The following is a 13,141-nucleotide window of genomic DNA, read 5'->3' as shown; positions in this document are numbered from 1 at the left end:
CCTTTAGGACGCGGTATTTCGGTCGTGTAACGACTCGTATAAGAGGCTAAGACATGTTGACCGATGCTGCCGACAAAGCAAGTGCTGCTACAGATCTCGCGCCTAAGATTGATTTGGCAGAGCACGAAGGTGTGCGTCGCATCGCTCTGAGCGGACGCTGGGTTTCGCAGAGCGTCGGTCTGGTTGACGGTAAAATGCGTGAACTCGAAAAAATGGGGGGCTCGCAGGCCGTCAATATTGAAGCGTCAGGTGTGGAAGGGCTAGATACAGCTGGAGCATGGCTAATCGAGCGGTTGCGTCAGAAGCTTTCGTCACAAAATATCGACGTTCAGTTAGAAGGCATTAAACCGGCTTGGCTGCCGCTTGTAGAAGAAGTTGGCAGCTCAGTTCAGCGAACGCTGGACGTGCAGCAGATAAAAAAGCCGTTTTTTATCATCAAAATGCTGGACTCTATCGGTCGAGGTGTCGCTGCCGTTTATCAGGATTTCCTGATGGCCATGCATATTTTGGGTGCAACCATTCGTGGAGCACAGCTCAAAGCAGGGCGCGGTAGCGGGATTCCATTTCCAGCAATCGTCAAACAGATTGATCGGATGGGTGTCGGTGCGATTCCTATCATCGTCCTCATGTCTACAATTGTTGGCGCAATTATAGCCCAGCAGGGTGCGTTTCAGTTGCGATATTTCGGGGCTGAAATATTTGTCGTTGATCTTGTTGGCATTCTTGTTCTGCGTGAGTTGGGCGTTTTGCTCACTGCCATCATGATCGCTGGCCGCTCGGGCAGTGCAATCACGGCAGAAATAGGCTCCATGAAGATGCGCGAAGAAACTGATGCGCTGACGGTCATAGGGCTTAATCCTGTCGGGGTGCTTGTTTTCCCTCGGCTTGTCGCGCTGGTGGTGATTTTGCCTCTTCTCACGATCGTTGCTGATTTATCTGCCTTGGTTGGGGCCGCCGCCGTTACTTATTTTTACTCAAATATCTCTCCCGAAGCATTTATTTCCCGCTTGCATGATGCCGTGGCATTGAACACATACTTTGCGGGTCTTATTAAAGCGCCATTTATGGCGATGATTATTGGTATACTTGCTTCTGTCGAAGGCATGAAAGTGGGTGGAAGTGCAGAATCACTTGGTAGCCGGGTAACAGCTTCAGTCGTAAAATCGATCTTTGTTGTTATTGTCGTCGATGGCATGTTTGCGATGTTCTATGCAGCCATTGACTTCTGACGGCATTCAGCCGCGTATCATGAGGTCTTTCTGATACACTCAGGGATAAAAATCGTTGCGAAGCCGTTTCTTACCATTCAGTTGCTGGATAAGCTCGGATAAAGAATAGTGATGGACACGAGCATAGATAATCAGCCGCAAGTGCAGCAGACAGAAAATAGCGATCAGCCTGTGCCGATCATTTCCGTGCGGGATGTGACCGTTGGTTTTGGCGGCCGCGCACCTGTGCTTGATCATCTTTCGCTTGACGTTTTTAAAGGGGAAGTCCTGGGCTTTATCGGACCGTCCGGTTCTGGAAAATCCGTGCTGACGCGTACTATTCTGGGTCTAAATAAAAAGCAGTCCGGGCAGATCGAGATTTTAGGAAACAATATCGACAAACTGACCGAAGTTGAAAAAATGGCCATCGATATGCGTATGGGCGTTTTATTTCAACATGGTGCGTTGTTTTCTGCGCTGAGTGTTCTTGAAAATATTCAGGTGCCAATGCGGGAGTATCTTGATCTTCCACCTAAACTGATGGATGAACTGGCGCGATTGAAAATAGATCTCGTTGGGCTCAACCCGGATGCGGCGGATAAGTTTCCGTCTGAGCTTTCCGGCGGCATGATTAAGCGAGCAGCGCTCGCACGTGCATTAGCTCTTGATCCAGACATTGTGTTTCTGGACGAGCCGACGTCTGGCCTTGATCCGATTGGTGCTGCGGACTTTGATGAATTGATCGCCAATTTACGCGATACTATGGGTCTCACCGTTTTCATGGTAACGCATGATCTCGACAGCCTTTTTGCAATTTGTGACCGGATTGCAGTTCTGGGCAATAAAAAAATTCTGGTTAGCGGTTCCATTGAGGAGATGCTGACTGTAGACGATCCGTGGGTTAAATCCTACTTTCGGGGAAAGCGTGCGCGTCAGATTGATACTTCAGCGCCGAGCAGAAGACGGCCTGACAACCGTTTGCAGACTGGATAAGATATGGAAACTAAGGCCAATTACGTTGTGGTAGGAGTTTTCACGTTAGTCGTCAGCCTGCTGGCTTTCGCTTTCGTGTACTGGATTGCGCGTTATGGTGAAGCACGCGATTCCGTGGGGCTCGACGTTCGCATTCCGGGGTCTGTAACCGGCTTGAGCATTGGTAGTCAGGTTCTGTTTAACGGGATCAAGGTTGGTGATGTTCGCCGACTTCACCTTGATGAATCCAATCCAAGCATGGTCATTGTGCAGACGCGCGTCAATGCGACCACCCCTATCACCCGATCCACAAAGGCAACACTTGGGTTTCAGGGGTTGACTGGTCAGGCCTATATCGAATTGAACGGCGGTAGTCTCGAAGAACCCAATCTGCTAACAGAAGCAGCGAAGGAAGACACGATTGCCCGTATTGATGCCGATCCTTCATCCATCAACAATCTGCTCGCAACAGCGCAGGATATTTTCGGGCGTGCAAATACTATTCTTGGTGAACTGGAAAGCTTTGCAAAAGAAGCTCGCGGTCCATTGGTCGATACGATCAACAATACAAAGACTTTTACCGACGCTTTGGCAAAAAATGCTGATGTTATTGATGAGCTTGGTTCCAATGCCGATAACATCAATCAGATCGTCGCTGAAGCAAAGCAGATGATGGAGCGCCTCAACGCTGCTTCTGCCCGTGTCGAAACGGTCATTAACAAGGCCGACCAGTTGCTTTCCAGCGACGATAAAAACGGTATTGTTGCACAGGCCAAGGCGACCCTTGAATCAATCCGTCAGCTTTCAAACAATCTCGACAAGCGCATTACGCCAATTGCCAGTAATCTTGAGCGCTTTTCTGGTCAGGGTTTGAGCGATGTTCAGGCATTGATTGGAGATAGTCGTCGTGCCGTGCAGCGCGTTGAACAGGCGATTACAGATCTTGAACGTAACCCACAGCGCTTGATCTTTGGTGGTCCAGGCAGTGTTCCGCAGTATAACGGAAGGACGCGTCATTAATGTCCATTACAGGTTCCATCGTGACAAAATCCCCTCGTAAGCTGATCATTCCTCTTTTGTTGACAACTGCGCTTGTCGGTTGCGGAACAACAACGCCATTGGACACATTCAGCCTGTCAGCACCACAACAGAAGCAGGGTACATCTGCCAGTCGGAAGAACTTGCAAATATTGGTGCCTTTGCCGAATGCTTTAAAGGCGCTTGATAGCGAAAATATTGTTGTCAACACCGCACCCGGTGCAATTGAATATCTCAAAGGTGCGCAGTGGGGTGACAGACTCCCTAATCTGGTACAATCACGCCTGGTACAGGCCTATGAAAACACTGGCGTATTCGGTGGTGTAGGCCGCCCTGGTGATGGTCTCGCGATCAACTATCAGATCCTGAGCGACTTACGGGTATTCAGCATTCAGGCTTATGGCTCACAACGCGCAGCAGTTGTAGAAATTGCGGTCAGGCTTATGAATGACAAGAACGGGGAAGTTCGCTCTACACGCGTTTTCCGTGCATCAACGCCAGTTCGTGGCACTTCAAATAATGAATATGTGAGAGCGCTGGACAAAGCGTTTGAACAGGTGGCGAGCGAGATTGTCAGTTGGACGATTTCATCACTCTGACAACATTTACCAAAGGGAATTTGAAGGCAGCCCGGATAAACGAGCTGCCTTTTTTGTATCCTAATTTGGGAACTCTTGCACGCCGTTCTTTTTGATAGAAAGCTGACACTAGAGCACATCCCAAATGGGTGAGACACCTACGCAGCAAAATCAATCAATTCGCCTGTTAACCCATCCCGCTACGATCAGAGGAAGGCGCATTTAAAATAAATTGAATAGAGCATTTCCAATAGATCAATCAAAACAGGAAACACCCTAACAGCTACAGCTGCGAAAACTGGGCATAAAAAAACGCAGCTATGAGCTGCGTTTTTATTTATTATGCGCTTTGTCTTAGCGTAAACGTCCACTTGCGTGAGCGAGCATGGTGTAAACTTTGCCAGTGTCTGACGTCAGATAAGTCTGAGTCACCATGTTGTCACGGTCGTTGCGGGCTACATCTTCAAGCAGACGCTGGAAGTCATCCATGTAGCGATCTACAGCGTGACGGAATTCGCTATCCGTCTGATACTTGCGCTTGATATCATCAAAAGTCTGCTGACCTTTGAGGGTATAGAGACGGCGCGTAAACACATTACGCTCGCCGCGGCGATACCGATCCCACAGTTCAACCGATGCTTCGTGATCGATTGCGCGTGCAATATCGACTGAAAGCGAGTTGAGCGATTCAACCACATGACTTGGCGAACGCGTGACTTGCGTTGGTTGCGCCTGAGATGGAGCAGCTACGTCGTCTTCACGTGATGCGCGAGCAAGAAGGTCTGAAACCCAGCCCCGTGGTTTCTCAGCAGTCTGCACTGGCTGAACAGGTTTGGGAGCCTCTGCCTGGCGTGTACGGACCGCAACATCTCCCTGCTGCGGGCGTGGTGCGGCAACCGGAGCTGGACGCTGGGACGCGGCCGGACGGGATACAGAGCGATCAGCACGGCTTTCACCAACATCGACCAGACGTCCAGATTTATTGACGATTTCGGCCAACTCTTTGAGTGCATTGATCTGCTCGCCAACGGCTTTGCGCATCGCGCTCGTTGTTTCCTTAGCCTCTGCCGGCATGTCGAGAACACCGCGCTTAAGTTCGCTGCGGGTGGTATCGAGTTCCGTGCGAATTTCCGTTGCAGTGCGACGAATATCATCGGTTGCTGCAGAGAATTTCTGTGATGCCTGTTCAACGATCTCGGCAACGCTCTCGCGCATCTTTTCAGCGGAAGACCGTGTCTGGCCTTCTGCGCGCTGGAAAGCGAGAGTGACGACAGCCTCAAACGACTGCATCAGTTTCTCGATACCTTCGGACTTTTCAACAAGACCAGCAGCCAGCTTATCGAGCGCCAGATGACGATCTTCCAACGTACCGGCAAGGCCGTTCTGCGCTGAGTTGATCATATCGGAAGCGGTCGAGAGAACCTTGCCATGCTCTTCAAAGCGCTCAGCAATATCTGCAATTTGCGACAATGTGCCGTCGGATAGTGCACGAAGTGTTCCGATATTATTATCGATGAGACCAGTTGAAGCCTGGAACATCTGTGCTGCACGATTTGCATTCTCGACAAAGCTGCTTGTCGTCTCGACAAGGCGACCATCAATGCTGTTGAGGTTATTTGCAGCAGCATCGATCAGCTTGCCGAGTTCGCCGTTGGAGGCGGCGAGGCGGTCAATCAATTCACTGACATTGTCCGAAAGACCTGCTTTTGCCTGCTGAACGGCTGCAATTGTTTCTGCGGTCCGGCTTGCCAGAGCATTAACGAGGGCAGCATTTTCGGCACGCAAACGATCAGTTGCCGCATGGGTTGCCTGTTCGAGCTGTTCAGCAAGGCCGCGACCGTTGTCTGCGAGACGCTGCACGAGAGGCTCCGCAGTATCATTGAGTATCTGCGTAATTTCCTGCGAGCGCGCAGCGAGAACAGCATTGAGTTCTCGCGTACGTTCTTCAAGCGTAACAGCAGTTGTATCGGTAACCTGAGCAATGCGGGCTTCAACGGAACCCAGTTCCATCGTGATACGCGAACCGATGTCACCAAGACGGGTTGCTATAGCATCAGCGCGTTCAGTCAAACGAGCCTCTGTTCCAGAGAGATTTTCCGTGACGCTTGACGAGAAGGCTTCACTATGAACGGCCAGTGTCTCGCTAGTCTTTGCCGCAGTATCGGCGATGCGGGCTTCGATTGTTGAAAGATCACCGGTGAGGCGTGCCTCAATAGCTTCAAGGCCAGCAGCAATCGTGCTTGCACGTTCTTTGAGACGGGATTCAGTGCCTGCAAGATTGTCCGCAACGCTTGCCGCAAATGCTTCACTATGCCCAGCAAGTGTCTCGCTCGTCTTGTTGGCCGTATCAGCAATGCTTCCTTCAATCTGTGACAGACGTGAAGCGATTGCACTGGCGTGTTCGCTTAGACGTTCTTCTGTTGCTGCAAGGCTGCTTGTCAGGTCCGCGCTGAAGCTCTGGCCGAAGCCATTAAGCGATTCACCGGCTTTGGCAGCCTCTGCGGACAGGACACTGGCGGCTTCCGTGATTTTTTCACGCAGCGAACCTGCGACCACGCCCGCGCTTTGTTCCAAGGCCCGACGGACATTGTCGACGCCAATTGTGAGCGCCTTTTCCATCGTTTGCGTCCGCTCTTCGATGATACCGGTCTGGCTTTCAAAGGTGCGGCTGATTGTGTCGCTGCTGTTTTCAATCGCGTTGTGCAGATTGGCTGTACGCTGCGAAAGAATATCGCCGTGATCTTGCAGAGTCTGGCTTAACGAAGCTGTACTTTCGATCAGCGTCTCGCGAATTGCGGCAGTACGACCTTCAATTGTCTGTTCATGGCCATCGAGAATCTGGGAAAGGGCGCTATTATGGTCGCTCAGCACAGAACGCAGACCGCTTGTACGCTCCTCGACACGATGTACGTGATCGTTGAATGTTGCTTCCAATGCATCGCGGCTCGCACCAATCGTATCGCCGATCATCTGCGAACGCTCATCGAATAAGCGTGAGAGTTCCTGCTGATTATTGGCAATCAGAGCCTGTAACACATTCACGCGTTCATCAAACATACGGGCCAGAACGTCGCGATTTTCAGTAAAGTTATCTCGCAGAGCGGTGGTACGTTCATCCATCAGTTGAGAGAGAATAGCCTGATTGCCGGCAATGACGCTGGCAAGCGAAGCCGCACGTTCGTCAAGCGAGCGGGCATGATCAGCAAATGTCACATCTAGACGCAAGGCGTTATTTGCCATCTCTTCCTGAAGAGCACTGGTTCTTTCAGCAAGGATCGCGGCATGGCGCTCAGCGGCTGTATCAAGAGCAGATGCGCTGTTGTTGATAGCATTTTCAATGTCGTTGGTACGTGCGGAAAGCGTGTCGGCATGACCGCGAATAACTTCCGAAACGCGTTCTGTTTCACCTTCAAGAGAGGCTGCCAGAACATCACGGCTTTCAGCCAGCTTACCAGCGAACGACGAAGCCTTTTCACTAAGGACGTTACCAACACTTTCACTGATCGAAGTCAGGTCATCACTGATCTTGGTCTTTGTTTCATCGATCATAGCACTCAGGGCATTACGGCCACCTGAGAAGGTTTCGGCAATTTCACGAGTGCGTGCGATCAGGTTTTCGTTTATCTGGCGCGAACGGGTCTCAAGCGCCGCATTGAGCTTTTCTGTACTGCTGTCGAGCGCGTGAGCACGCGTTTCAAACTCAGTGAGAAGCGAACGACCACGTTCATTGAGCGTCGTATCAAGCTGCGTAAGACGAGCATCAAATTCACTGACCATGGACTGAGTTGCGCCGCCAAGTAGTGTTGCGATACCGGCTGTACGCTCATCAAGTGCCGAGCTTACACGTTCTGAAATCTCACGAGACTGCTGATCAAGCGTCGTGATGCGCGCATCAAGTTCGTTCGAGAATGCTTCGCCAGACGTTGTAATACGCGTCGCAATATCGCCAGTTCGTTTTTCAATAGCCTCGGCAATCGCGCCGCCGCTTTCATTGATGCTGCTGATCAAGCGCTCACCGGAGTCGCCCAAGAGCGAGCTGAGCTGTTCAGATGCCGATGCAACATTATCTCTTATAATATTGGCGGCACTCGACAATTCTTCCTTAAGCTGCTCATGAGCACCTGTGATTGACGAGCGTACGCGCTCAGCGTGGCTGACGACAGCTTCACGTTCATTGCCAAGATCGCTGACGAGCGTGCGAATGCGAACTTCGTTATCGCTGTAAGCTCGCTCAAGCTGATTGACCTCGGACTGAACGAGGGTTTCAAGTTCAACAGCGCGAGCAAGTGTACGTTCAATGCCTTCATTCATCGCTGCAACTTCGCGACGAACGGCCTGACTGAGCGTCGATACGCGATCGCCGGCTGCTGCTTCAGGCTGCAAGAGCTTGAGCGCTGCTTCTGACATGCTGCGGGCCGCGACGTGCATTTCCTGCGCACGTTTCACAATGTGCGCAAAGCCCCAGAACATGGCAACAGGCAGCGCCACGCCTGCCATAACACCGATACCTGCAGGCGAGGTAAAGAAATTCGTAGTCGCCTGAAGACTTGAAAAGACATCAGGGCTGATTGCCTTGCTGATCGCAACACCACCCGCGGCCCAAAGCACGCTCATTGCGGTCGTCGTCCAGTAAAGCTTAGATGAGCGTTCAGTTATGCGGCGCGGCGCGGCAATAACGGTACGGCTATTACGAGAATCATCATTAGCGGGGGTTAGCGCTGCGGCAGGCGTGGCGGCGACAACACTCGGTGCAGGCTTGGCGGACGGCGTTGCGGTATTCTGAGCCTCTGGCTTAGCCTTGTTTACAGATTTTGGAGAAACGTTCGCAGCCTCGGGAGCAGCGGAAGGGAGTACGGCGTTGACAACCGGCGGAACGGGTGGTGCAGCAGGGGTTGCGATCACGGAAACGGTAGCAATCGTCTCAGCCTTGGCGCTGTCTTCAGTGGATATATTTAACGAAGCGAGTTTTCCCTCTTCGACCACTTTCGTGCTCTGTTCTGCGACGAGTTCTTCAGCCGCGCGCGAAATCTGCTCTTCGAGATCATCGACCGAAAACTCTGCTTCAATCGCACTCAGGTCCATATCAATGTCGAAATCGTCACCGAACTCGATGTCCAGAGCCTGTTCAAGTGCCTGTTCAACCTCGTGGTCGAGCTTTTGCGCCTTGGATTTAGAAGCCATAGCTTTGCCTACCTCGTACTCATTACTGCGACGGCCGGATCAACTCTGAGCCGTTACAAAACTTACTCCGCCATTTTTCATCGTATCGGCTCGGGCTTGTTAAGGAAATAGCCCCCCGCGCACGATATATAAAACTTTAAATACAAGGTTAACAAAAACAGGCGAACTTGTAAAAAAGCCCGGAAATGTGGCCTTCTTGAGTTAACGATCAATCTGTGGAAATCACGCCAACCCATCATACAGGCATTCTACGGCCGCATCAAACAGTTAACAAATTTACACGCAAAAAGTGAGCGGACAATATTTCTCTATCGAGGGTGGTTTCAGATTCATTGCATTCTTTTAATATTAAGTCGCGTCACTGGTTTGTATGTTGATATGAGTGTTTTCAGGTAAAGACAAAAAATGGCATATTCGCATTCTCGCTATCCATCCTTCAGGAAGATATGACCATAACGGCATATTGGCGCAGTTGGATTAAAGAGCTTGTAAGGGCTGTTGAAACTCAGCGCATAAGGCCGTATTTGCGTCCGCGAGATGTTAATAAAACTTGTAGCGATCTTTTCGATTTTGCACGGGTTTATCAAACACGCTAGGCTGGCGTGCTTAGGAACTTAAAATGACAAAAATTATCTTCGTATCCGCAGACGGCGCTTCGCGTATGGAAGTCGAAGCCGATAACGGGTCGAGCGTGATGGAAGCCGCAATTCGCAACGGCGTTCCCGGCATTGATGCAGAATGCGGCGGAGCTTGTGCCTGTGCAACTTGTCACGTCTATATTGACGATGAATGGACCGAAGTGGTTGGCGGGCCGGATGCAATGGAAGAGGATATGCTGGATTTCGCTTACGAACCGCAACCCAATTCGCGCCTTTCCTGTCAAATCCGTGTAACCGATGAGATCAATGGACTGGTCGTGAAGGTGCCTGAACGCCAGAATTAAGGTTGTTATTCTTAAATTGTGCCGATGAACTTGATCGTGCGGATCATCGGCACGTTGGGTTTATGACTACTGAAGCATTTTTTCGAGCTTGTACGTGAGCAGACGCTCAAAACGCCGTTCGAAATTGATTGTTTCCACCTTATCGAAACGTTCTTGCGCTTTATCGTGCGCAGCCATCAATCGTTCAGTCACTTTGTCGATATCCGCACGTAATGTTGCACAATCTTTTCGGCTGCGCAGGGCACGTATTGTACGCTCCATTTCGGTCGCATGGCTGCGTGCAATCACGATGTGACTTTCTTCGTGTCGTCGAATATCCTGATAAAGAGTATCCCAGATCAGCGCGAGTTCCGGTCCAGCTTTGCGGCGCTGCTTCCAGCGTGGCAGCATAACTTTGGCATGAACGTTAACATAGACATCCTGCACCTTGCAGGCTTTTTGACCGGTTGCTCGCCCATACCGAACCTTTGCATCAAAGCGAATCTCGGCAGCGCCCGGGTGGTGCTGGCCGGTTTTCTTAAGAAAAGGTCCGCTGCGTGATAAAGCTTTGTCGAGATCTTCTGCGGTCTTTCCATTGACATTATAATAGCTGAATGTACGGAAAATCGAGGCAGCCTGAGCCTCAGGTGCAAGAATGGCTAAGGAAAGCCCCAATGCCAGAACTCGTTTTTTTAAAGACATGTTCCGGCACCTCTTCATAAAACCAGAAAGAAAACTTCAACTTCATTGATGAGCAACATGGCATGCAAAGGTCAAGAGAACTATAACATCTCTCGCAAATTGACATAGTAGGCGGTTAGTTTTGTCAGCAGCGTTAATAAACAATTGGAATATTTTTGAATGATCAAACAGTGGCAGCTCGCTCATGACCGTAGTCTCCAATTGGGTTCAAAATCGGTCATCATGGGTATTTTGAACGTGACACCGGATTCATTCTCTGACGGCGGGAATCATATCGAATTGAACAAGGCCCTTGCTGCTGCGAAAACAATGCTCGATGATGGAGCCACTATCATTGATGTGGGCGGAGAATCGACCCGCCCCGGCGCAGCCATTGTTGAGCCTGAAGTGGAGGCCGCCAGAGTTTTGCCCGTTATTCGGGCACTAACCGAGCATTTTGGATGCATCATATCAATTGATACTTACCGCGCTTCAACAGCACGGCTTGCGGTGGAAGCGGGCGCACATATCGTCAATGATGTGTGGGGACTGCAAAGAGAACCCGAAATCGCTAACGTCGCAAAAGAAACCAGCGCAGGGCTTGTTATCATGCATACAAGCCGTGATCGTCAGACTGATCACGATGTGATTGCTGATCAGTTTGAATTTTTGGACAAGTCGCTGGAAATTGCAGACAGGGCAGGCATCAGACAAGCAGGTATTGTGCTTGATCCGGGGTTTGGATTTGGCAAAAATCAAGAGGAAGACATAGCGCTAATGGCGCGTATGGAAGAACTGCAGCGTTTTGGCCAGCCTTTGCTCGTCGGAACGTCCAGAAAGCGCTTTATAGGTGCGATGACTGGACAGGCTGATCCTTTAGAGCGGGATGCGGGTACAGCCGCTACATCGGTAATGCTGCGTTTGGCAGGCGCCGACATTTTTCGCGTTCATAATGTCGCGTTTAACAGAGACGCCCTTGCAGTTGCTGATGCTATCCTGCAAAGCAGAGAAAACTCAAAACAGAAAGCATAGCCGTGTACACCATCCGTATTATGAATTGCGCATTCTTTGCGCATCACGGCGTCTTCGACGAAGAGCATAAGCTCGGTCAACGTTTTTATGTTGACGCGATCCTTGATGTTGATCCGGGTGAGGCACTGCAAAATGACGACATCGAAGGCACAGTTCATTACGGTATCGCCTTTGCCGTTATTCAAGACATCATTACAGGTAGCCAGCGCTATCTGATTGAAACGCTTGCACTTGATGTTGGCAAGGCACTGGTAGCACGTTTCCCGCAGATCAAACGTGCTGAAATCACGATCCGCAAGCCAAATGCGCCCGTTCCCGGCGTGTTGGACCATGTTGAAGTTACGGTGGTTTATCCGCGCTGATGAGCAATGCCATGCCTTACCGCGCCTGGCTCGGCCTTGGCGGCAATATTGATGATCCCATAGCCTCCATGGCTAAGGCTTTAAGACTGCTCGACGCTCGAAAAGATATTAACGTCGTTGCCGTATCGAAGGTCTATCGCACACCGCCATGGGGCAAGATTGATCAGTCATGGTTTCATAATTCCTGTGCTGAAATTGCAACCACGCTGGAACCGCTCCAGCTTATCGAGACCTGTCTGGATGTAGAGCGGTCACTCAAGCGCGTTCGACTTGAGCGCTGGGGACCAAGGATCATCGATATTGACATTCTGGTTATGAAAACGAGAGCGGGCGAAGCGATCAGGATGAACGATACGATGCTGGAATTGCCGCATCCACGTATTCAGGAACGCGCTTTCGTGCTGGTGCCACTTAAAGATATTGCGCCACAGCTTGAAATTGCCGGTAAAACAGTTTTGGAATGGGAAAAGCTCTGTGAGCGTTCTGAAATAGAAGAAGCCCGCATAGATGCGGGCTGGTGGTTGTAAGAAAATCTGTCTTAATTTTTGGCAATGCTACCGACAGCGATACTGTCAACGCGTTTGAGGCTCATGCCGATCACTGGAACCAGTTCCTTTTCGACGCGCACCGATACGGTGACATTCATGGTGTTGTTGTCGGCAACGCGAGCAAGCATGGCACCATTCAACTCTTTGCGATTAAGGCCAAGAACCACCTTGTTGCCTGATACGGAACCGGAAGTGACATTCAGGCCTTTGCCTTCTGCGCCATCATTAAACTTGCCAGCATAACTCGAGCCAACACGTGTAACGGTAGCCTTCATTGGCTGAGAAAACACGCCAACGCGACAAGTGCCATCAAGTGTCATACCAACCGTATCGTTAGGTGTCGTGCCAGAGAGGTTGCAGACAAATTTAGTGCCTTTGTATTTACCGGCAACAATTTCACCCGGGCCGGACCACTGGCCCTCAATCGTCTGGAAAAACTGTTCGTCCTTATCCGCGGCCAAAACTGGCGCAACAAAAAATGATGCGGGCAGGAGCGTAAGGCAAGCAGCAATGTAATTTTTCATAGTCGGCTCTGTCCCGGAATCTCGGCCTCAAGGCACTCTTCCAATAGATTATCTGTAAACACGCCACAACCACACGTCAGGGTGTTTTATAGCGC

The 13,141-nt window shown here is 50.6% G+C and carries 11 protein-coding genes; 8 read left to right on the top strand and 3 right to left on the bottom strand.

Annotation, left to right across the window (positions count from 1 at the left end; translation table 11 throughout):
- The first annotated feature begins 53 nt into the window (after positions 1-53).
- From H5024_RS07505 to H5024_RS07490, 4 genes are all read left to right on the top strand, one after another.
- The gene (locus H5024_RS07505; protein WP_187544969.1) at positions 54-1,229 is read left to right on the top strand and encodes an ABC transporter permease; all 1,176 of its coding nucleotides are present in this window, start codon (positions 54-56) and stop codon (positions 1,227-1,229) included.
- Positions 1,230-1,340: 111 nt separating this feature from the next.
- Positions 1,341-2,201, top strand: coding sequence for an ABC transporter ATP-binding protein (locus H5024_RS07500; RefSeq protein WP_187544967.1), 861 nt, complete (start codon positions 1,341-1,343; stop codon positions 2,199-2,201).
- Positions 2,202-2,204: 3 nt separating this feature from the next.
- Positions 2,205-3,200: an MlaD family protein gene (locus tag H5024_RS07495; RefSeq protein ID WP_187544965.1), complete on the top strand. Its 996-nt coding sequence runs from the start codon at positions 2,205-2,207 to the stop codon at positions 3,198-3,200.
- Positions 3,200-3,817, top strand: coding sequence for an ABC-type transport auxiliary lipoprotein family protein (locus tag H5024_RS07490; protein ID WP_187544963.1), 618 nt, complete (start codon positions 3,200-3,202; stop codon positions 3,815-3,817). The genes H5024_RS07495 and H5024_RS07490 overlap by 1 nt, the downstream gene beginning before the upstream one ends.
- 333 nt (positions 3,818-4,150) lie before the next feature.
- Here the strand turns inward: H5024_RS07490 and H5024_RS07485 are convergent, their stop codons facing one another.
- On the bottom strand, positions 4,151-8,977 hold the full coding sequence (locus H5024_RS07485) for a kinesin (RefSeq protein ID WP_187544960.1): 4,827 nt from the start codon (positions 8,975-8,977) through the stop codon (positions 4,151-4,153).
- Between the two features lie 619 nt (positions 8,978-9,596).
- Here H5024_RS07485 and H5024_RS07480 point away from each other — a divergent pair.
- Positions 9,597-9,920, top strand: a complete 324-nt coding sequence (locus tag H5024_RS07480; protein WP_187544958.1) for a 2Fe-2S iron-sulfur cluster-binding protein — start codon at positions 9,597-9,599, stop codon at positions 9,918-9,920.
- Between the two features lie 66 nt (positions 9,921-9,986).
- Here H5024_RS07480 and H5024_RS07475 read toward each other — a convergent pair whose 3' ends face one another.
- Positions 9,987-10,601, bottom strand: a complete 615-nt coding sequence (locus tag H5024_RS07475) for a DUF922 domain-containing protein (RefSeq protein ID WP_187544955.1) — start codon at positions 10,599-10,601, stop codon at positions 9,987-9,989.
- A gap of 159 nt (positions 10,602-10,760) precedes the next feature.
- On the opposite strand from H5024_RS07475, the gene folP reads away from it, so the two are divergent.
- The 3 genes from folP to folK are packed head-to-tail and all read left to right on the top strand — an operon-like array spanning position 10,761 to position 12,501.
- Positions 10,761-11,612 (top strand): dihydropteroate synthase, encoded by an 852-nt coding sequence (gene folP, locus H5024_RS07470; protein WP_187544938.1) that lies wholly within the window; start codon positions 10,761-10,763, stop codon positions 11,610-11,612.
- 2 nt (positions 11,613-11,614) lie between these two features.
- Positions 11,615-11,974 (top strand): dihydroneopterin aldolase, encoded by a 360-nt coding sequence (gene folB, locus H5024_RS07465; protein WP_187544935.1) that lies wholly within the window; start codon positions 11,615-11,617, stop codon positions 11,972-11,974.
- Entirely contained in the window at positions 11,974-12,501 is a 528-nt protein-coding gene (gene folK, locus H5024_RS07460; RefSeq protein ID WP_187544933.1) for a 2-amino-4-hydroxy-6-hydroxymethyldihydropteridine diphosphokinase, read from the top strand. The genes folB and folK overlap by 1 nt, the downstream gene beginning before the upstream one ends.
- An 11-nt stretch (positions 12,502-12,512) precedes the next feature.
- On the opposite strand, the gene H5024_RS07455 is transcribed toward folK, so the two are convergent.
- Complete coding sequence (locus H5024_RS07455; RefSeq protein ID WP_187544931.1) at positions 12,513-13,046, bottom strand: hypothetical protein; 534 nt, start codon at positions 13,044-13,046, stop codon at positions 12,513-12,515.
- Between the last annotated feature and the right edge of the window lie 95 nt (positions 13,047-13,141).

The organism is Ochrobactrum sp. Marseille-Q0166 (genome assembly GCF_014397025.1).
Lineage (GTDB): Bacteria > Pseudomonadota > Alphaproteobacteria > Rhizobiales > Rhizobiaceae > Brucella.
The sequence above is the reverse complement of the archived record's forward strand: the minus strand, read 5'-3'. Positions and strand labels throughout refer to the sequence as shown.